At 71.2% G+C, this 20,713-nt stretch carries 17 protein-coding genes; 13 read left to right on the top strand and 4 right to left on the bottom strand.

Annotated features, from left to right (window positions below):
* Nucleotides 1-28: 28 nt before the first annotated feature.
* Nucleotides 29-1,270 carry a Clp protease N-terminal domain-containing protein gene (locus AB0M67_RS03700; protein ID WP_365742220.1) on the bottom strand — a complete coding sequence of 414 codons (1,242 nt, stop codon included), beginning with the start codon at nucleotides 1,268-1,270 and terminating at the stop codon, nucleotides 29-31.
* Between the two features lie 264 nt (nucleotides 1,271-1,534).
* On the opposite strand from AB0M67_RS03700, the gene AB0M67_RS03695 reads away from it, so the two are divergent.
* The 7 genes from AB0M67_RS03695 (at nucleotide 1,535) to AB0M67_RS03665 (ending at nucleotide 6,092) form a co-directional block, all read left to right on the top strand.
* Nucleotides 1,535-1,984: a helix-turn-helix domain-containing protein gene (locus AB0M67_RS03695; protein ID WP_365742218.1), complete on the top strand. Its 450-nt coding sequence runs from the start codon at nucleotides 1,535-1,537 to the stop codon at nucleotides 1,982-1,984.
* Between the two features lie 14 nt (nucleotides 1,985-1,998).
* On the top strand, nucleotides 1,999-2,424 hold the full coding sequence (locus AB0M67_RS03690) for a DUF4180 domain-containing protein (protein WP_365742216.1): 426 nt from the start codon (nucleotides 1,999-2,001) through the stop codon (nucleotides 2,422-2,424).
* 51 nt (nucleotides 2,425-2,475) lie between these two features.
* Nucleotides 2,476-2,979: a pyridoxamine 5'-phosphate oxidase family protein gene (locus AB0M67_RS03685; protein WP_365742215.1), complete on the top strand. Its 504-nt coding sequence runs from the start codon at nucleotides 2,476-2,478 to the stop codon at nucleotides 2,977-2,979.
* A 196-nt stretch (nucleotides 2,980-3,175) separates the two neighbouring features.
* A complete protein-coding gene (locus tag AB0M67_RS03680) occupies nucleotides 3,176-3,379 on the top strand; it encodes a cold-shock protein (RefSeq protein ID WP_015607926.1) in 204 nt (67 codons plus the stop codon).
* Between the two features lie 92 nt (nucleotides 3,380-3,471).
* Complete coding sequence (locus tag AB0M67_RS03675) at nucleotides 3,472-5,046, top strand: DEAD/DEAH box helicase (RefSeq protein WP_365742214.1); 1,575 nt, start codon at nucleotides 3,472-3,474, stop codon at nucleotides 5,044-5,046.
* Nucleotides 5,047-5,277: 231 nt separating this feature from the next.
* On the top strand, nucleotides 5,278-5,667 hold the full coding sequence (locus AB0M67_RS03670) for a ribonuclease domain-containing protein (protein WP_365742212.1): 390 nt from the start codon (nucleotides 5,278-5,280) through the stop codon (nucleotides 5,665-5,667).
* A gap of 38 nt (nucleotides 5,668-5,705) precedes the next feature.
* Nucleotides 5,706-6,092, top strand: coding sequence for a barstar family protein (locus tag AB0M67_RS03665; RefSeq protein ID WP_365742210.1), 387 nt, complete (start codon nucleotides 5,706-5,708; stop codon nucleotides 6,090-6,092).
* Between the two features lie 27 nt (nucleotides 6,093-6,119).
* Here the strand turns inward: AB0M67_RS03665 and AB0M67_RS03660 are convergent, their stop codons facing one another.
* A complete protein-coding gene (locus tag AB0M67_RS03660; RefSeq protein ID WP_365742208.1) occupies nucleotides 6,120-7,649 on the bottom strand; it encodes an ankyrin repeat domain-containing protein in 1,530 nt (509 codons plus the stop codon).
* Nucleotides 7,650-7,734: 85 nt separating this feature from the next.
* Nucleotides 7,735-8,637, bottom strand: coding sequence for a hypothetical protein (locus tag AB0M67_RS03655; protein WP_365742206.1), 903 nt, complete (start codon nucleotides 8,635-8,637; stop codon nucleotides 7,735-7,737).
* A 371-nt stretch (nucleotides 8,638-9,008) separates the two neighbouring features.
* Here AB0M67_RS03655 and AB0M67_RS03650 point away from each other — a divergent pair, with 371 nt between their 5' ends.
* Entirely contained in the window at nucleotides 9,009-9,836 is an 828-nt protein-coding gene (locus tag AB0M67_RS03650) for a serine protease (protein ID WP_365742204.1), read from the top strand.
* Nucleotides 9,837-9,996: 160 nt separating this feature from the next.
* The gene (locus AB0M67_RS03645) at nucleotides 9,997-13,128 is read left to right on the top strand and encodes an endo-alpha-N-acetylgalactosaminidase family protein (protein ID WP_365742202.1); all 3,132 of its coding nucleotides are present in this window, start codon (nucleotides 9,997-9,999) and stop codon (nucleotides 13,126-13,128) included.
* Between the two features lie 55 nt (nucleotides 13,129-13,183).
* On the opposite strand, the gene AB0M67_RS03640 is transcribed toward AB0M67_RS03645, so the two are convergent.
* Nucleotides 13,184-14,956, bottom strand: a complete 1,773-nt coding sequence (locus AB0M67_RS03640; RefSeq protein WP_365742201.1) for a beta-galactosidase family protein — start codon at nucleotides 14,954-14,956, stop codon at nucleotides 13,184-13,186.
* Nucleotides 14,957-15,167: 211 nt separating this feature from the next.
* Here AB0M67_RS03640 and AB0M67_RS03635 point away from each other — a divergent pair, with 211 nt between their 5' ends.
* The 4 genes from AB0M67_RS03635 (at nucleotide 15,168) to AB0M67_RS03620 (ending at nucleotide 20,678) form a co-directional block, all read left to right on the top strand.
* Nucleotides 15,168-16,079 (top strand): AraC family transcriptional regulator, encoded by a 912-nt coding sequence (locus AB0M67_RS03635; protein WP_365742199.1) that lies wholly within the window; start codon nucleotides 15,168-15,170, stop codon nucleotides 16,077-16,079.
* On the top strand, nucleotides 16,066-16,410 hold the full coding sequence (locus AB0M67_RS03630; protein WP_365742197.1) for a chorismate mutase: 345 nt from the start codon (nucleotides 16,066-16,068) through the stop codon (nucleotides 16,408-16,410). The genes AB0M67_RS03635 and AB0M67_RS03630 overlap by 14 nt, the downstream gene beginning before the upstream one ends.
* A 76-nt stretch (nucleotides 16,411-16,486) precedes the next feature.
* Nucleotides 16,487-19,030, top strand: a complete 2,544-nt coding sequence (pepN, locus tag AB0M67_RS03625; RefSeq protein WP_365742195.1) for an aminopeptidase N — start codon at nucleotides 16,487-16,489, stop codon at nucleotides 19,028-19,030.
* Between the two features lie 238 nt (nucleotides 19,031-19,268).
* Nucleotides 19,269-20,678 carry a SidA/IucD/PvdA family monooxygenase gene (locus AB0M67_RS03620; protein ID WP_365742194.1) on the top strand — a complete coding sequence of 470 codons (1,410 nt, stop codon included), beginning with the start codon at nucleotides 19,269-19,271 and terminating at the stop codon, nucleotides 20,676-20,678.
* Nucleotides 20,679-20,713 lie beyond the last annotated feature (35 nt).

The following is a 20,713-nucleotide window of genomic DNA, read 5'->3' as shown; positions in this document are numbered from 1 at the left end:
CCGCACGGTGCCTCGTGGGGGCGGACCCTCACGCGGTCAGTCGCGGACCCAGATCCGCCTTCAGCGCGACGATGTCCACGCTCCGGGCGCGCAGCCACTGGCGGACCGGTGTCTCCTCGCCGTCCGTCGCGTTGTCGAGGAGGGCGGCCAGGAGGTGCACCGTTCCGGCCGAGGACGCGTGGTGCTCGGCCGCGAGGAGCCGCGCCGAGGCCAAGGTCCGCTCGGCGGCGGCGGAGAACCGTATCTCATCGGATACGGGGGCCGGGTCGACGGCGAGGGCCGCTTCGGCCGCCTCGGCCGACAGGGCCGACGCGTCCGGTCGTACTCCGTGCGAACGCAGCAGATTCGCGGCCTCGTTGGGGGCGGCGACCTTCTCCGGCAGTGACCGTCCGGCGAGGGACAGCGCGCGGTCCAGACCCAGGATGGCCAGCAGCAGATCGATCGGCTCCGCCGTGCTCCGTCCCCACCGTACGGCCTGGCGTTGGGACTCGACGGACACCGCGAAGAGGACGGGCGAGCCGTCGCCGAGTTGCTGGGACGGCCACGACATGATCTTGCGCGCCAGCCAGTTGCTCCGGTCCCCCAGCAGCCCGGTCCTGGCCAGGACGGTGACGGCGGGGGTACGTGGCCGGTCGGCCTCGGGCGCGGCCGGTGTGTCGCGGGCGTCGAGTGCGTCCAGCGCGGTGTACGCGGCGGCCCGGTCCAGCCGCCTCAGTGCGTACGCTTCCCGTGCCCTGCTGTCGGGCAGGTCCAGCAAGGCACGGGCCACATGCCGCGCGTACACCTCAGGAGCGGCCTCCAGCCGGGCGAGCCCGAGCGCGAGGAACAGGCAGGCGCTCAGCGCCCCGGACGGCTCGGGCCACTCCAGGCCGTCCTTCGCGACCGTCTTACGGTGGCGCAGTGCGGTCTGCCATCGCGCGATCCGCCAGGCGGCGGCGACCTCGTGCTCATCGGCGGGTTCGCCCGACGTCTCGTCGTCGTGGTCGTCGCTCGCCCATCCGCTCCCCGCCCGGCCGGCGACCATTCCGCTCAGTGAGCCGGCGTTCCGCATGCCGGGCGCGATCGCCTCGCCGGCCGCCGAGTCACCCATCACCAGGGCGGAGAGGAGGTCCTCCGTGCCGACAGTCCGCGATTCGTGCTTGAGCGCGCGGGCCAGCACTTCCACGAGGAGTCCGATGACGTCGAACCCGAACTCCGTGTCGAACCGAGCGCTTTCGGCGGCGGTGCGCTCGGGATCGGTGGGCGTTGGGTGCACGGTGTCGTTCTCCATCGGGCGGTTCCCCTCGGGTGCGGGTGGCCGGCGCTGACGCCGGTGCGGTGTCTGATCCGTGAACGATGCTAGGTACCGGCCCCGTACCGGTGCATCGGCCGACCGGCCATGCTCGCCGTCCGACCGGCCACACTCGCGAGCCGATCGGCACCGTCACACTCACACACTCAACCGCCCCTCCCTATCCTTCCCTGAGCTTCCCCATTGGATGGTAGTTTGAGGAGTGATAGGGATGTATCCGGAAGCCGGAAGGAAGCGGAAGCGGTGCCACAGCAGTACTACTCGGTGGACCAGGTGGCGGAGCTGCTGGATCTCCATGTGCGGACGGTGCGCGGTTACGTACGGGACGGCCGGCTGAAGGCGACCCGTATCGGCAAGCAGTACCGGATCGCGCGCGAGGATCTGGCGGCGTTCACCGGCCGTACGGCGCCCTCTTCCTCCTCTTCCTCCGGTTCCTCCGTCGGCCGGGGCGGGCGCCATGCCGAGGCATCGGTCATCGTGCGGATCGAGGTGATCGGCCCCGAGGCGGCCATGCGTCTGACGAATACGGTCATGGCCGCCATCGCGCACGGCCAGGACGGCGGGGAGCGCCTGCGTGTGGAGACCGTCTACGACGAGGAACGGGCCGTGCTGAAGGTCATCATCCTGGGCGGCCTGGAGAGCACCGCCGAACTGCTCAAGATCGTCAACGCCCTGATCGGGCAACCGGAATGAACAGGAAGCCGGAGATGAGAGAACCCACCGAGACGCCTCAGGTCGATCAGACCCCTCAGACCCCTCAGGCCCCCCAGGGCCTCCAGCACATCCATGGCGTACCCGTTCTTTTCTGTGCCTCCGACGGTGAGCCGCTGCGCGGTGAGCGTGAGGCGCTCGACCTCATCGGTGACGCGTTCTCCCTCGGCGCCGCCTGGGTCGTCATACCGGCCGGCCGGTTCGAGGACGCCTTCTTCCAGCTGAGCACCCGCGTCGCCGGTGACATCGTCCAGAAGTTCGTCAACTACCGGCTGCGCGTCGCCGTCGTCGGTGACATCGCGCGGCACACCGCCGGGAGTACCGCGCTGCGGGACTTCGTCCGCGAGAGCAACCGCGGCACACAGCTCTGGTTCGTCCCCGACACCGAGGCCCTGAGCACCCGTCTCGGCCCTCAGCCGTAAGAGCCGTAAAAGGCGACAGAAGATGTCCGGTATCCCGTGTTGGCTGGACGCATGACATTCACCTGGGCCGATTTCGTCTCGGCGGAGCCGCGCTTCGCCGAGACCGTTCAGCGGCGTTTCGAGAAGCACACCCACCATGTCCTGGCCACCCTCCGCAAGGACGGCTCACCGCGCGTGACAGGGCTCGAAGTCACCTTCCGATTCGGGGAGTTGTGGCTCGGCATGATGCCGAATTCCCGTAAGGCGCTGGACCTGAAGCGTGACCCGCGCTTCGCCGTGCACGCGAATCCGGGCGAGGGCGCCGAGATGGCGGACGGCGACGTCAGGGTCGCCGGACGGGCGGTCGAGGTCATGGACCAGGAAACGCTCGTACGGTTCGCTGCGGAGGTCGAGCCTCCGCTTCCGTTTCACCTCTTCCGAGTGGATCTCGGCGAGGTGGTGTGGACCGGACTCGATGGAGAAGACCTGGTCGTACAGGTCTGGCGGCCGAACCGGCCGCTGCGCACGGTACGGCGCGGTTCCGGCGAGGACCCGCCGCGTGAGGATCACGGGTGATCGTCGCACCGGTGCGCGGGCGTGCTAGGCTGACTGCGTTGCAGTTTTGGTACCCATGAACTTTATGTGCGCCTGACGGGAATGTTCCTCAGGCGCATTATTGTTTTTGCCGGCTTCTCCGGATGGGGCTCAATGCGGCGACGAGGAATCCGTAAAGTGCGGATTTCCGGCTCTGCACCTGTTTTAGGAGAATGACATGGCTACTGGCACCGTGAAGTGGTTCAACTCGGAAAAGGGCTTCGGCTTCATTGAGCAGGACGGCGGCGGCGCCGACGTCTTCGCCCACTACTCGAACATCGCCACCCAGGGCTTCCGTGAGCTCCAGGAGGGCCAGAAGGTCTCGTTCGACGTCACGCAGGGCCAGAAGGGCCCGCAGGCGGAGAACATCGTCCCGGCCTAATTTCCGGACGTGTACCTCGCAGCCGGGGCCCGCACCGTGCAGGTGCGGGTCCCGGCTCGCGCTGTTCTCAGGCCCAGGAAGGCTTTTTCCGAATGACTCGATCCGAACGCCCGGCTCGCGCTGCCCGCCCCGCCGGCAAGCGCCCGGTGAACTCCCGCGCGAAGGCGCCCGCGAAGGGCTCGGCGAGGCCGGCGGCCCGCCGCCCCGCCGCGCGCCCGCAGGAGTTCACGCTGCCGGAGACCCTTACCCCCGCGCTGTCGGCCGTCGAGGCGTTCGACGAGCTGGACATGCCCGCAGGACTGCTCAAGACACTCACCGCCCAGGGTGTGACCACCCCGTTCCCCATCCAGGGGGCGACGCTCCCCAACTCCCTCGCGGGCCGCGACATCCTGGGCCGTGGACGTACCGGCTCCGGCAAGACGCTCGCCTTCGGGCTGGCGCTGCTGGCCCGTACGGCCGGCCGGCGCGCCGAGCCGCGCGCCCCGCTCGCGCTGGTGCTCGTCCCCACGCGTGAGCTGGCGCAGCAGGTGACCGACGCGCTCACCCCGTACGCCACCGCCGTCAATCTGAAGCTGACGACGGTCGTCGGCGGGCTCTCGATCGGCAAGCAGGCGGGTTCGCTGCGGCGCGGCGCCGAGGTGCTCGTCGCGACCCCCGGGCGGCTGAAGGACCTCATCGAGCGCGGCGACTGCCGGCTCGACCAGGTGTCGATCACCGTGCTGGACGAGGCCGACCAGATGGCCGACATGGGCTTCATGCCGCAGGTCACCGCGTTGCTCAAGCAGGTCGAGCCGGACGGGCAGCGGATGCTGTTCTCGGCGACGCTGGACAAGAACATCGACCGGCTCGTACGGCAGTATCTGACGGATCCGGTCGTGCACTCCGTCGACCCTTCGCAGGGCGCGGTGACGACGATGGAGCACCATGTGCTCTACGTCCTGGACGAGACGGACAAGAAGGAAGTCACCACCCGGATCGCGGCGCGCGACGGCCGGGTGCTGCTCTTCCTGGACACCAAGCGGTCGGTGGACCGGCTGGTCAAGCGGCTGCTGGCGAGCGGCGTACGGGCCTCGGGGCTGCACGGCGGCCGTTCGCAGCCGCAGCGCAACCGGACGCTGGAGCAGTTCAAGACCGGTCTGGTCACCTGTCTCGTCGCGACGAATGTCGCGGCCCGCGGTATCCATGTCGACGATCTCGACCTGGTCGTGAACGTGGACCCGCCGGTCGACCACAAGGACTATCTGCACCGCGGCGGACGCACCGCCAGGGCGGGGGAGTCCGGCAGTGTCGTGACGCTGGTCCTGCCCGAGCAGCGGCGCGAGATGACCCGGCTGATGTCGGACGCGGGTATCGCTCCCCGCTCCGCGCGGATCAAGTCCACGGACGAGGAGCTGGCGACGCTCACCGGCGCACGGGTGCCCTCCGGGGTGGCCGTCACCATCGAGGTGCCGCAGCAGCAGCCGGTCCAGGCGAAGCCGAAGACGCGCACGTCACGCCCGGCCAGGAAGAACACCGGCGGGGGCGCGGGCGGGAGCTCGGGCACCGGGGGCGGCGCCGCCCGTCTCGGCGGGGCCTCGCGCGGCAGCGGTGGGGCCTCGCGCGGCAGCCGCGGCCGGCGCGGCCGTCCGGACCGCGGCGCCGAGGGCGGACGCCGCACCGCCGCCTGACGCGGACGTACGTAGTCCCACGCACGTAGTTCTACGCACGAGGAACAACGGAAGCCCGGTGACGCGCTCGGCGCGCCGCCGGGCTTCCGCGTGTCCGGGCCCAGGGGGCGCGTCCGGGGGCCGAGTTCGGGGTGTACGGGGCGCTACGGAGACGGGCCGGTTGGTTAACTTCCCGGAAACTCCACACAGTTGCCATTGACGTGTACGCGTCTACGCGCGTCATCATGGGGCATGCGAATTCCCCCACGGATCGCCACCCTCGGTGGCATCGCCGCTCTGGCCTCGACCCTCCTCGTCGGCGGAGTCACCGCCACCGCCACCGCCGCCCCCACCGCGGTCGGCAGCATCTGCTACTCCAGGCTGCCGGTCCAGGCCCATGACACCCTCGACCTCATCGACCGGGGCGGGCCGTACCCGTACCCGCAGGACGGCGGTGTCTTCCAGAACCGGGAAGGCATCCTGCCGAGCCAGTCGAACGGCTACTACCACGAGTACACCGTCAAGACGCCCGGCTCGTCGACCCGTGGCGCGCGCCGCATCGTCACGGGCAACCGGAACAACGAGGACTACTACACCGCCGACCACTACGCGTCGTTCTCCCTCGTCAACTACAGCTGCTGACCGGTCGTCGACCGGAACCGGAAGGTAACCTCCGTCCCATGACGGTGACATACGTGATCGACGGGGCGGAGGTCACCGGCCTCGAACGCTTCTGGCAGGTGATCGGCGCGGCCGTGAACGGGCCCGGCGGATACTTCGGGAGCAATCTCGACGCGCTCGCCGACTGTCTGCGCGGCGGATACGGCACGCCGGACGACGGCGACTTCGTCATCGAATGGCGCCGGCACGAACTCTCGCGCCGCGCACTCGGCCGGGAAGAGACCGTGCGTACGCTCCAGCGGCGGCTGGAGCGTGCGCACCCCACCAACAGGGCTGCCGTCCAAGGGCAGTTGGACGCCGTCCGGGCCGGCGACGGCCCGACCGTCTTCGACGAACTGGTGCGATTGATCGAGGAAGAGGCGCCCGGGGTGCTCCGGCTCCTCTGAAAAGCGCCCCTGCATGGAAGCCATGCCCTAGCGGCGGCGCGGGAGCGTTCGTTCCAGGCGCCGTCGCTCCGGGCCCCGCGGTACGTACCGCACGGCCTCCAGCGCTGTCCTGCGCGCGTATCCCTCCGGGTCCTCGTCGGCGAGGATCCGGGCCAGCGCGTCGACCGCGCGCGGATCGCGGCGGGCCGCCAGCCCCTTGGCCGCCTCGGCGGCCGTATTCGCCTCCGGGTCGTTCAGCCGGGCCGCCAGTGCCTCGCGCAGCTCGCGTGTGTCCGCGTCCAGGCCCGCCAGCGCCACCACCGCGCGGTCCCTGACCGACGCCTCCGCGTCCCTGCTCAGCAGCGTCAGCGCCCATACCGCGTCGCGGTCGTCGCCCGCTACGAGCCCGGTCAGCGCGAGGGCGGCCTTGCGTCGTACCCCGGGGTCCGGGTGGCCGGTGTGGCGCAGGATCTCCGGGAGCGCGGCCGGATCCCCGTACTGGCCGAGAGCCACCACGACCGCGCGGACCAGCTCCGGTTCCACGGCCCGCCGGGACAGCTCGCGCAGCAGCGGCACCGCGCGGGCGGCGAACGGAGTCTCCCCGTCCGCCGCGCCCAGCCGCGCCAGCACATCGGCGGCGAAGGCCCGTCGCAGCGGCTCGTCACTCACGCACCACGCGGCGGCGGCCTGGAACGTCTCCTCGTCACCGCGCCGCCACAGCGCGGACACCGACTCCGTCCAGTCGTCCCGGCCGGGGTCCCCGCAGCGCAGGGCCCGCGCCGCCAGCTCCTCGTACGGCGTCGGAATCCCCAGATCCGCTTCGAGTATCGTCGCGACGGCCGCGTGCCCGGTCTGCTGCTCGCGGCCGGCCACCGGCTCGCCGTCCCGCAGCAGTTCGACGATGACGGTCTCCGAGCCGTCCTCCTCGATCCGGCGCACCACCGTCTCGTAACCGTCGCCGTAGGCAGTCAGCAGTCCGGCCCGCAGCTCCTGTTCGACATCGCGGGCCAGCCAGCGCCGTGCCTCGGCGAGCGCCGTGTCGCGCGTCCTCGCGTGGACGCCGTCGGGTGCGCCCGCGCCGTAGCGGAGCAGGACCCGCACGGCGGGCGCGGAGCCGCGGCGGGCGGCGAGCAGCAGGGGCGGCTCGCCGCCGGGGCCCGGCAGATCGGGGTCGGCGCCGTACTCCAGCAGCGCTTCGACGGTGTCCGCGAAGCCCTGCACGACCGCCCAGGCGACCGCCGTGAAACCGAACTCCTCGCGGCCATCGGGCGGCGCGCCTGCGGCGAGCAGCGCGCGGACGACCTCGGTGTGCCCGCCGCAGGCCGCCCCGCACAGCGGCAGATCGCCGCCGTCCCGGCCGCTGGCCCTGCGGGGGTCGGCGCCCGCCGTGAGCAGCAGCCGTACCAGGCCCGGCACATCGCTGACCGCCGCGCGGTAGAGGATCGTTTCGCCGGTCTCGTCGGTCGACTCGGCGGAGACACCGGCGCGGAGCAGCCGTACCACCGTGTCGGCGGCGCCGCCGCCCACCGCCGCGAACAGCTCGTCGACGCCCGCGCCCGTCGTCGGCTCATTCGTCATGCTTCGACCCTACGTTCGCCCGCGTTCCGCCGTCGTCCGGGATACGGGGGACACGGGACGTCGGACCCACTCGTCCGGGCCCCGCTCAGGTGTCGCAGTCCAGCACGCTCCCGCACAGTCCGCACCGCGCCCGTACCCGGCCGCGGACCGGCACCCGGATGCGCTGGAGGCAGGTGGGACACGGGAACGAGACCCTCAGACCGTCCGCCAGGTGCTCGAAGGCGTACGGCGCGTACGGCGTGGCGGGAGCGGGCGCGAAGCCCGGGTGGTCCATCGCGTAACGGCGGTCCTTGGCGTAACGGTGTCGGCCCGACCAGCCGGCGGTCGTCAGCGGCGGCTGCTGCTCGTCACGCAGCGACTGCGCCCTGCCTTTCGTATACGACGTGTACCCCTGCGGGCTGGTGAACCAGATCCGGGGGTCCTCGTCGAAGACGAGCGCGCGCTTGGCCAGCACATAGCCGAACTCCTCGGGGGTGAGATAGCCGAGTTTCTGGCTGGAATCGCGGTCCTCACGGTAGGCGTCCAGAAGCAGCCAGCCGGCGCCGAGATAGGTCGTGGCGGTGTCGGTGAGGATCTCGTTGTCGTGGGTGCCGGGGAAGGAGAGGCCGAGACGGTGCAGCAGGACATGGGTGATCTCGTGGGCGAGGGCGGCGCCGATGTCCCTGCGGTGGGTACGGAAGCGGTTGTTCAGCTCGACGAAGTACTCGGGCCCGGCGGTCAGCTCGACATTCGCCGCGTGCTCCATGTCGCGGAAGCTCACGATCACGCGCGCGTCCGGCAGCCGCAGCTGCTGGACCAGGGCGTGCGCCACGCGCTGGGTGCCCAGATACAGATCGTCCACATCGGAGAAGGCGACATCGGCGGGGGCCACGCTGGCGGCGTACGCGCGGATTCCGTCGGCCGAGAGCCGTCGGTAGAGCGCCGTGATGGCCGCGCGCGCCGTGTCGAGGTGCGGATAGCCGTGCTGGACCTCGCCGCCGTTCGTCACGTCCGTACCCCCTGCGTCCCGCGTCCGGTCCCCCGCGCGGGACGGCCGAGCCCGCTCGCCTCAACTGTACGGGCGCACGCTGGGCGCCGGAGGGTCGTGCCCGGCGGCGCACGTCCGTTCAGCGGACGGCGCGTCTGATCGGTGGACGCCCTGTCTGACCGGCGGACGGTGCGTCCTGTGATCGGACGGTGCGTCCGGTCACAGGACAGTGGCTGACAAATGTCCCTGCTGGATGGCTGGAAGCAGGTTCTTGTGGCGTGGCTGATCCCCTCCGCATAATCCGGATCACGCTTTCTTGTCGGGCTCATGCCAGCGCCGTGCGACGCGCGTTGACCGGAGCCCGCCCAGGACGCGAATCCCTCAAACCCCCCATGAAAGGCAGACTGTTGAGCATTCTGGGTGTTCTCAAGAGAACCGCCGCCGCCGGTGCGGTCGTGCTCGCCGCCATCAGCCTCCAGCCGTCGTCCGCCTCCGCCGCGCCCGCGCCGGTCGCGCCCAAGTCCCAGGCCGCGGCGCCGCTCGCACCGCCCGTCGTCGGTGGCACCCGCGCCGCTCAGGGCGAATTCCCCTTCATGGTCCGGCTCTCCATGGGCTGTGGTGGCGCGCTGTACTCGCCGACCGTCGTGCTGACCGCCGCGCACTGTGTGAGCGGATCCGGTAACAACACGAGCATCACCGCCACCGCCGGTGTCGTCGACCTCCAGAGCACCAGCGCCATCAAGGTCAAGTCCACCAAGGTGCTCCAGGCCCCCGGCTACAACGGCGCGGGCAAGGACTGGGCGCTGATCAAGCTCGCCGCGCCCATCAACCTGCCGACGCTGAAGATCGCCACCACCACGGCGTACAACAACGGCAACTTCACCGTCGCCGGCTGGGGTGCGGCCACCGAGGGCGGCGCCCAGCAGCGCTACCTGCTCAAGGCCACCGTTCCGTTCGTCTCCGACGCCAGCTGCAATTCGTCGTACGGCGGCGAGATCATAACGGGCGAGGAGATCTGCGCCGGCTTCCCCCAGGGCGGCACGGACACCTGCCAGGGTGACTCGGGCGGTCCGATGTTCCGCAAGGACAGCGCCGGAGCCTTCATCCAGGTCGGCATCGTGAGCTGGGGCAACGGCTGCGCCCGGCCCAACTACCCCGGTGTCTACACCGAGGTCTCGACCTTCGCCTCCCAGATCGCCTCGGCCGCGTCGACTCTCTGACATGACGCCGTAGGACCTCGGGGCGGGGCAGGTGGCCGGACGCGTTAGTCCAACACCTGCCCCGCCTTTGTCCATGGGCGCGCTCGCACCTTCCGACGGAGATTGACGTGCACGGATCCCCCCATCCGTCTGTCGAATCCGTGAACGAAGAGGAGCGAGCGTGCACGTCAACGCAGCAGAGCGCGGCCCCCGCCGCAGAACCGTCGTCGCCGCCACCACACTCGCGGGCGCCGGCGTCGCCCTCGGCGCGTCCCCCGGGCTCGCCGCCGGCCCGTCGTCCGGCGCGGTACCGGGGACCGGGACCGTACTGCGCTCCCGGGAGCTGGACGTACGGGTCGACAGCGGCTTCCCGCGCGTCGTCTCGTACACCGACCGGGAGACCGGCGCCCAGCTCCACGGGCAGCGCGACCCGGTCACCTCCGTACGGATCGACGGCACGGACCGCACCCCGATGGTGCGCACCCGGAAGGCGCGGAGCGGGAGCGGCCGGATCGCGTATACCCTCGCCTTCGACGGCGGCACCGAGATCGACATCGAGATCGCGGTCTCCGGATGGCGCGTCGACTGGCGGGTCACCCGGATCGCCGACACACCCGCCCTGCGCGTGGGGACCCTGGAACTGCCAGGACTGGCGCTGCTGTCCGTACGCGCCGACCAGCCCGGCGCCGTACTGCTCACCGCGCGCGTCGAGCTGGACAAGGCCAAGAGCGGCGACACCCTGACCGCGATCACCGCGGACACCCCGGAACGCGCGTCGGCGGGCTGCGCCTACGCCGTGGTGGTGCACGACCGGCTCGGCGGCGCGGTCGAGACCAACACCGTCTACGACCGGCCCGCCGACACCCCGGGCGCCACCTGGGACAACGGCCGGCTCTGGCATCGCGTCGTACGCGCCGACGACGGTGTGACGGAAGGGCGGCTGCGGTGCGGGCAGTGGACCCACCGCGCGGCGACCTCACCCGTGGAGGCCACCGAACCGCTGCCCTACGCCACCGTGATCGTCACCCGTACACGTGACGACGCCGAAGACGGTGACGGGCGCGCCGACCGCGTGGTCGACTGGCAGGACGTGGCCACCGCCTTCCGCGACATCATGGTCAGCCCGCTCGGCGCCGACCGGCAGCATCTGCGGGTCGTCCCGCACATCCCGTTCAACTTCGCCAGCCAGGCCACCAATCCGTTCCTGGCCACCCTCGACCAGGTCAAGCGGATCTCGCTGGCCACGGACGGGCTGCGGCAGTACACCCTGCTCAAGGGCTATCAGTCGGAGGGACACGACTCGGCGCACCCCGACTACGCGGGCAACTACAACCACCGCGCCGGCGGCCTCGACGATCTCAACACCCTGGTCAGGGAGGGAAAGAAGTGGCAGAGCGACTTCGGGGTGCATGTCAACGCCACCGAGTCCTACCCCGTCGCCCACGCCTTCTCCGAGACGCTCGTGGACAAGAACGACGAACAGTGGGACTGGCTCGACCAGAGCTACCGCATCGACGCCCGCCGCGATCTGGTCTCCGGTGACATCGTCAAGCGCTTCCAGGATCTGCGCGACCAGACCGATCCCGCGCTGAACACCCTCTATATCGATGTCTTCCGGGAGTCCGGCTGGAACTCCGACCGGCTCCAGCGCGCACTGCGCGAGCAGGGCTGGCAGATCACCACCGAATGGGGCCACGGCCTGGAGCGCTCGTCGCTCTGGGCGCACTGGGCGACCGAGACCGACTACGGCGGCGACACCTCGCGCGGGATCAACTCCCAGCTGATCCGCTTCCTGCGCAACCACCAGAAGGACGTCTTCGCCGACAAGTGGCCGACGCTGCTCGGCATCCCGCGCACGGGCAACTTCGAGGGCTGGGTCGGCAAGACCGACTGGACGGACTTCTACCGGCTGATCTGGACGCACTCCCTTCCCGCGAAATACCTCCAGGCGTATCCCATCGCGCGCTGGAGCGACCACGAGATCCGGCTCTCCGGACCGACACGGACCGTCGTCTCCGACGCGGACGGCACCCGCCGCATCACGACCGACGGACGGGTCGTGTACGAGGGCGGACGCTATCTGCTGCCCTGGGAGCCGCGCCGGGCCACCGACCCGGACAGGCTCTACCACTACAACCCGGCGGGCGGCAGCGGCGATTGGCGGCTGCCGCGCGGCTGGGCGGGGCTGTCGAAGGTCGCCCTGTACCGGCTCACCGACCAGGGCCGGGTCCATGTGCGTGACCTACCGGTACGGGACGGCCGGGTGACGCTCGACGCCGAGGCGGGACAGCCGTACGTGCTGTACCGGAGCCGGGTCCGGCAGCACCCGGCGGACCCGGACTGGGGCCAGGCCACCCCGCTGCACGACCCGGGTTTCCACTCCGGCTCGCTGGACGGCTGGACCGTCAGCGGCCCGGCCACCGTGGAACGGAGCGCGCTCGGCGACTACGAACTGGTGATCGGCGCGGGCGCGGCGGCGGCGGTCGGCCAGCGTCTGGAGCGGCTCGCGCCCGGCGCGTACGCGGCGTCCGTACAGGTCGAGGTCGGTGAGACGGCCGGGCTCCGGCGCAGAGCCGCCCTGGAGGTCCGTACCGCCGACGGCGTCACGGCCGTCAACTGGACCGACAGCTCCACCGCGGGCAACTACGTCGCCGCGGACCGCAAGCACGGCAGCCGCTTCCAGCGGATGTTCACGTACTTCACCGTCCCGGAGGGCGGCGGCCCGGTCCGGCTCACGCTGCGCGCGGCGGAGGGCGGGGCGCGGGTGCGGTTCGACAACGTACGGATCGTCCGCGCCCGGCCGACCGTCAAGCCGGGCACGCTCGCCTTCGAGGACTTCCAGCGGGTGCCGCAGGGGTGGGGCGTCTTCGTGAAGGGGGACGCGGGCGGCGCCACCGACCCCCGTACGCATATCGCGCAGCGGCACGCGCCGTTCACTCAGCGCGGCTGGAACGGCAAGGCGATCGACGATGTCATCGACGGCACCGAATCGCTCAAGTCGCGCGGCGAGAACGGGGGACTGGTCTACCGGACCGTCCAGCACACCGTCCGCTTCGCGCCGGGCCGGCGCTACCGGGTCTCGTTCCGGTACGAGAACGAGAAGGCGGGCCAGTACGCCTGGGTCACGGCCGTGGACGAGCCGGCGGAACGGGAGCTGGCGCGGGCGGCGCTGCCCGTCGCGACCGAACCGACCGTACTGAGCTACGAGTTCACCGCGCCGGAGCGGGGCGAGGCGTGGGTCGGGCTGCGCAGGACGGGCGGCGACGGGACGGCGGAGTTCACGCTGGACGCGTTCGAGGTGCGGGAGGCATGAGCCGGTGACGGGGGCCGGTCCCGGGCGCCCCGCCGGGACCGGCCCCCGTGGGTGGCTAGTACGTGGCGAGCTGTACGTACGGCTCGCCCGCGGCCTCCAGCTCCAGCACCCACACCTCGTTGCCGCCCTCGCGCAGCACCGGACCTGGCACATACAGCGACTCCTGCGGGCCCCGCGACCAGTAGCGGCCCAGGCATGTGCCGTTCACCCAGACGAAGCCCCGGGCCCAGGAGGGGAGCGTGAGCCGGGCGTCGCCCGCGCCCGCGACCTCGAAGGCGGCGCGATAGAGCCCCCGTCCCGAGTCGGGCCCCCGTCCCGCCTCGCCGTCCGGCGCGCGGAACGGGAGCTCCGCCACCGCCCGCGCGTCGTCGAACGCGTCGAGACGCAGCCCCCGGGACCGTACGCCGTGCAGGTACTGCCGCTCGTGCAGTACCCCGCCCGTTATGCCCTTGGACTCGCCGAGGCGCGGCCCGTAGTTGACCCGGCCGAGCGACTCCACCCAGATCTCGACGGACGCGGGCCCGGCCACCGGCTTCGCTAGGGTCGGGCTCTCCCCGTCGAGGACCTCCGCCCGTACCCCGTCCACGTACACCACGGCCAGATCGCGCAGCCCGGCGAGCGTGAGCGCCCGGGGCGACCGGCGACCGGTCACCTCCAGCCGGTAGCGCACCAGACCGCGGTCCACGCCCAGCTCCTCGAAGGTGGGCGGCAGCGCCGTCTCCGACTCCGGTCCGCCGAGTCGCTCCATGACCTCGTCCAGCGGCGCCCACGAGGTGAACCCGGCGTGTACGGGATCGGCCAGGGCGGGGCGTGGCCGCGGCAGTTCGGGCAGCGGGCCGCTCCGGTAGTCCGCCAGCACCTCGCGGAACCGCCAGAACTTCTCCGTCGGCCGGCCCGCCTCGTCGATGGGCGCGTCGTAGTCGTACGAGGTGATGTCGGCCCGCAGCGCGCCGTCGTGCAGCTCACCGGCCCGGTTGGCGCCCGCCCAGCCCGCGACGTTCGTACCGCCGTGCGCCATATACACATTGACCGACGCGCCGGACTCCAGGATCTCGCGCAGCGCCCCGGCCGCCTCCGACGGATCCCGTACGACATGCCCGGCGCCCCAGTGGTCGAACCAGCCGCACCAGAACTCCATGCACATCAGCGGCCCGTCGGGGCGGTGCCCGCGCAGCGTCTCGAAGGCGGCTCGGGCGCCCGAGCCGAAGTTGACCGTCGCCAGCAGCCCGGGGACCGAACCGCCGGTGATCATATGGTCCTCGGGGCCGTCGGAGGTCACCAGCGGTACGGAGATCCCGCAGGCCCGGGTCAGCTCGGTCAGCCGGGCCAGATAGTCCCGGTCGGAGCCGTAACTCCCGTACTCGTTCTCGACCTGCACCATGATCACCGGACCGCCCCGGCCGATCTCGCGCTCGGCGACCTGGGGAAGCAGCTCGCGGTACCACCGCTCCACATGGGTCAGATATCCGGTGTCCCCGGTCCGTACCCGGGCGCCCAGCGGGCCGGTCAGCCAGTGCGGCAGCCCGCCGTTCTCCCACTCGGCGCAGATGTACGGGCCCGGCCGCACGATCGCCCACAGCCCCGCCTCGCGCGCCGCGTCCAGGAACCGGCCGAGCGCGGTCACATCGTGGTAGCGGCCGGGCTCGGGCTCGTGCAGATTCCACGGGACATAGGTCTCGACACAGTTGAGGCCCATGGCGCGCAGCATCCCGAGCCGGTGGCCCCACAGCTCCTCATGGACCCGGAAGTAGTGCAGCGCCCCGGAGAGCAGCCGCACCGGCCGTCCGTCCAGCAGAAAGTCCTCGTCCCCCACCTTGAACTCAGCCACCGACTCAGTCACCGTCCCCGCTCTTCCGTTCCGTGGCTCATGCCCCCGCGGCTCTCATGTCCCGTGGCTCATGTCCCGTGGCTCACCCTCTCCCTCTGGCGGTGGCACGGTCCATGGACAAAGATCGCCTCTGTTTGGACGAAGCTGACGCAACCGCGCGACCGGCGGTGGCGGAGGAACAGATGCCGAGGAACAGATGAGGTGGGAGCGGATGTATCACACCTGGATGCGGTACTTCACCCCCAGCCCGGTCCACCACCGGCTCGGGCTGGTCTGCCTCGGCGTCGGGCTCCAGCACGGCCTTCTGCCGACGGTCGGGCCGCGCACCCTCGATCACCATGTGGCCGTCGTGATCAGCGCGGGCAGCGGCTGGTTCCGCGCGGCCGACGGGCCGCGCACCCCCGTCAGCGCGCCCGCGCTGCTCTGGCTGACACCCGGCACCACCCATCACTACGGACCCGACGAGGAGCACGGCTGGGACGAGAGCTTCGTCGACTTCACCGGACCCGCCACCGCCACCTACACGGAACTCGGCTACATAGAGCCGGACCGGCCCGTCGTACCGCTCTCCGACGCGACGGGCGCACGGGCGGCCATCGCGCGAATCGCCCGCGCCGCGCGCCGGGGCAACCCGCTGCACGAAGTCGAGACCGGCGCCGCCGTCCACGAACTGCTCGTCGCGCTGCGGCGGGCGCGGGCCGACACCGACGCCGAGGGCGACCCGGTCCTCCGGACGCTGGCCCGCGACGCCTGCCGGACGCTCTCGGTCGCCGAACACGCCGCCCGGCACGGTATGACCCCCGCCGAACTGCGCACGGCCGTACGCAGGGCCGCCGGGTGCAGCCCCAAGGACTATCTGCTGGGCATCCGCCTCGGCCGTGCCAAGGAGCTGCTCGCCGCGACGGAGCTGCCCGTGGCGGCGGTCGCCCGGCGCGTCGGGTACGACGACCCGGCGTACTTCTCGCGGCTGTTCACCCGTCGCGTCGGTATCCCGCCCATCCGCTTCCGCGACCAGCAGGCGCGCGCCGTCCCCGGCGGCTGGAGCAACGAGATCCCGCATCCTGATCATCCGCCGACCATCGCGCCGCGCTCATCTACGCTGCTCGACCATGACCACGAGTGACCCCGGAACCGACCGGCACGGCGTTGACGAGGCGGTGTGGGCCGAACTGAACCGCCTCCGCGAGTCCATCGACAACATCGACGCGACCGTCGTCCATATGCTCGCCGAGCGCTTCAAATGCACCCAGCAGGTCGGCGTACTCAAAGCCCGACACCAGCTCCCGCCCGCCGACCCGGCCCGCGAATCCCGCCAGATCACCCGGCTCCGGGAACTCGCCGAGAGCGCCAGACTGGACCCGGCCTTCGCCGAGAAGCTCCTCAACTTCATCATCGCCGAGGTGATCAGACACCACGAGACGATCGCGGGCGAGACACGGGACAGCACCGGCTGAGGCCCCGCCGCACGTGCGCTCAGAGCGCAATGAACCCTGATGCGCCGCTCGCGGCGGATCAGGCAGCATGGCCCCCATGTCCGTACTGACGCGCGACGAAGCGCAGACCCGAGCCCAGTTCCTCGATGTCCACCGGTACACGATCGCACTCGATCTGACCACCGGCGAGGACACCTTCGACTCCCGCACGGTCATCACATTCACCGCCCTGGCCGCCGGAGACACCTTCGTCGAACTCAAGCCCGACACCCTGCGCTCCGTCACCCTCGACGGCCGGCCCCTCGACCCGGCCGCGCTCGTCGAGAACCGGCTCCCGCTCACCGGGCTCACCCCCGGGGAGCACGAGCTGCGCGTCGACGCCGCGATGCGGTACTCCCGTACCGGCGAGGGCATGCACCGCTTCACCGACCCCGCCGACGGTGAGACCTATGTCTACACCCAGCTGTTCATGGACGACGTCCAGCGCGTCTTCGCCGCCTTCGACCAGCCCGATCTCAAAGCCGTCTTCGAGCTGACCGTCACCGCGCCCGACGACTGGACCGTCCTCGGCAACGGTGTCGCCACGCGGACCGAGGGACGCCACTGGACCGTCGCCGCGACCCCGCTCATCTCCACCTATCTCGTCGCGATCGCCGCGGGCCCCTGGCACTCCGTACGCACCGAACACGCCGGACTGCCGTTCGGTATCCACTGCCGGCGCTCCCTCGCGCCCTACCTCGACGCCGACGCCGACGAGATCCTCGACATCACCCGCGCCTGCTACGACCGGTACCACGCGAAGTTCACCGAGCCGTACCCCTTCGACTCGTACGACCAGGCCTTCGTCCCCGAGTTCAACGCCGGCGCGATGGAGAACCCCGGACTCGTCACCTTCCGCGACGAGTTCATCTACCGCTCCGCCGTCACCGACACCGAACGCCAGACCCGCGCCATGGTCATCGCCCACGAGATGGCCCACATGTGGTTCGGCGACCTCGTCACCCTGGCCTGGTGGGACGACATCTGGCTGAACGAGTCCTTCGCCGAGTACATGGGCTACCAGACCCTCACCGAAGCCACCCTCGGGGGGTCTGGGGGGAATCCCCCCAGAAAGTGGGGCACGGACACCTGGGTCGACTTCGCCATCGGCCGCAAATCCTGGGGGTACGACGCCGACCAGCGGCCCTCCACCCACCCCGTCGCCCCGGACCCCGACGCCGTCCCCGACACCGCCTCCGCGCTGCTCAACTTCGACGGCATCTCCTACGCCAAGGGCGCCTCCGCGCTGCGTCAGCTCGTCGCCTGGCTCGGCGAGAAGGACTTCCTCGCCGGCATCAACACCCACTTCGCCCGGCACAAGTTCGCCAACGCCACCCTCGCCGACTTCATCGACTCCCTCGCCGACGCCACCGACCGTGACGTACACGCCTGGGCCGGGCAGTGGCTGCGCACGACCGGCGTCGACACCCTCACCCCGCGGATCTCCGACACCGGCACCGAGGGCGGCAGCGGCACCGGCTGGACCCTCGACGTCGTACGCGACGGCAGCCGCCCACACCGCGTCACCGTCGGGGCGTACGACGCCGACCCCGCGGAACCGGCCCGGCTGATCCGGCGCGACCTGCTCGAACTCGACCTTCCGCTGACCGCGCCCGTCACCGCGCCCGGCCGCCGCCCCGCCCTCGTCGTTCTCAACGACGGCGACCTGACCTACGCCAAGGTCCGGCTCGACGCCGCGTCCTGGGACACCGCCCTGCGCGCCCTCTCCGGCATCCCCGATCCGCTGACCCGCGCCGTCGTCTGGAACGCGGCCCGCGACATGGTCCGCGACGGCGACCTCGCCCCCACCGCCTATCTGGACGCCGCCCGTGTCCAGCTGCCACGGGAGACGGACCTCGCCGTCGTCCAGGGCGTCCTGGACTTCGCCGCCGTCCAGATCACCGACCGCTATCTGTCCGACACGGACCGCCCGGTCGCCCTCGCCACCCTCACCGCGATCTCCCGGGACCTGATCCGCCGCACCGAGGACGGCGAGAACCCCGGGCTGCGCCTCACCGCCGTACGCCACTTCATCGACGCAGCCACCCAGCCCGACACCCTCCAGGAATGGCTGGAATCCGGCAGTGTTCCCGGCGGCCCCGAGCTCGACCCCGAACTGCGCTGGCGTGTTCTCAACCGGCTCGCCGTCCTCGGCGCCGTCGGCCCCACGGCCATCGACGCCGAACTCGAACGCGACCCCAGCGCCACCGGCCAGGAAGGCGCCGCCCGCTGCCACGCCGCCCTGCCCGACCCCGGGGCCAAGGCCCGCGCGTGGGCGCGGCTCTTCGAGACCGACGACCTCTCCAACTACCTCTTCACCGCCACCGCCCAGGGCTTCTGGCAGCCCGAACAGGCCACGCTGGTACGGGAGTACGTGCCGCGCTACTACGCCGACGCCGTGGCGCTCGCCGATCGGCGCGGACCGGCCATCGCCGACGCGGCGGGCCGCTACGCCTTCCCGATGTACGCGGTCGACGAGGAGTCGCTGCGGCTCGGCCGGACGTGCCTGGACACCGCGGAGATGATCCCGGCGCTGCGCCGCAAGCTCGTCGACCAGCTCGACGACCTGCACCGGGCGCTGCGGGTCCGTACCGGCTCCTGACCACCCGACCGCCGGCCCCGGACCAGGACCTACTCGTCCGGGGCCGCTCGTGATCCGGCGTACGCCTACACGCTCACACGCGTCGCGCACGCCGGATCCACGAGCGTTTTCAGCCGACTTCCGGCGTCGTTCGCCGGGCGCCAATACTCCACGCGGGTGAGCTCGTTGTGCTCCGTAGGCACCAACTCCGACCCCCGGACCCCCCGGGTGCCCGACTCGTGGAAGGCAGCACCCGCCGATGATCGCCCAGCCAACCGACCTCAACCAGCCCTGCGACCTGGTGGGTGTCGGCATCGGCCCGTTCAATCTCTCCCTGGCCGCCCTCGCCGACGGAATCCGCGGCGGACTCGCCACCACCTTCTTCGACCAGAACCCCTTCTTCCGCTGGCATCCCGGCCTGCTCATCGACGGCGCCAGCCTCCAGGTCCCCTTCCTCGCCGACCTGGTCACCCTCGCCAACCCCGCCAGCCCCTGGTCCTTCCTCAGCTATCTGCGGGCCCGCGACCGGCTCTTCCCCTTCTACTTCGCGGAGCGCTTCCACATCCAGCGCGCCGAGTACGACGCGTACTGCCGCTGGGTCAGTGAACAGCTCCCCGGACTCCACTTCGGCCATCAGGTCGACGCGGTCCGCTGGAACCCCGAACGCGACCTGTTCGAAATCGACTTCACCCAACTTGACCAGGACGGCGAGGTCGAAGCCCTCGGCCGCGCCCACGCCCGTCACATCGCGCTCGGCATCGGCACCGAGCCGTACATCCCCGAGCCGCTCAAACCACTCGTCGAAGCGCCGGCCGTGCCGGTCATCCACTCCGCCGACTACCTCGACCACCGCGACCGGCTGCTCGCCGCCGGGCACATCACCGTCATCGGATCAGGACAGTCCGGCGCCGAGATCTTCCTCGACCTGCTGCGCGCCAGGCCCACCGGAGCCGAGCGGATCCACTGGCTGGCCCGCACCGAGGCCTTCGCGCCCATGGAGTACTCCAAGCTCGGCCTGGAGCAGTTCACCCCCGACTACACCCGCTACTTCCACGCCCTGCCCGAGCATGTACGCGACGATCTGATCCCCCGGCAGTGGCAGCTCCACAAGGGCATCGACGCCGACACCATCGCCGCCATCCACGACGAGCTGTACCGGCGCACCCTGGGCGGCGGCTGGCCCGACGCCGTCCTCACGCCGGGCGTCTCCGTCCGTACCGCGGGACGCGTCGCCACGACGAAGGTCGAACTCCATCTGGAACACGCCCAGCAGGCGTCCAGGTCCCGGCTCACCACCGACGCCGTCGTCCTCGCCACCGGCTACCGGGAGCGCCCCCTCGACCGGATCCTCGCCGGAATCGACCCGTACATGCGCCGGGACAGCTCAGGACGCCCCCGGATCGACCAGCACCACCGGATGATCCTGGACCCCGGAGTCAGCGGCTCCGTCTACGTCCAGAACGGCGAACGGCACACCCATGGCGTCGGCGCGCCCGACCTCGGGCTCGCGGCCTGGCGCAGCGCCACGATCCTCAACCACCTCACCGGGAAGGAGTCCTACCCCCTGCCCCGGCGTACCGCGTTCACCAGCTTCGGACTCGACGGACGGGACCGGACCCGCACGGTGCCCGCACCGAGGGGTCTGGTCCCGCTCACCGAAGTACGTTGACCGAGGCCGGCGTACGCGGGGAGAAGACGTACGCG

The organism is Streptomyces sp. NPDC051662 (assembly GCF_040681655.1).
Lineage (GTDB): Bacteria > Actinomycetota > Actinomycetes > Streptomycetales > Streptomycetaceae > Streptomyces.
Note: the sequence above shows the minus strand (reverse complement) of the source record. Positions and strands in the feature narration are given on the sequence as shown.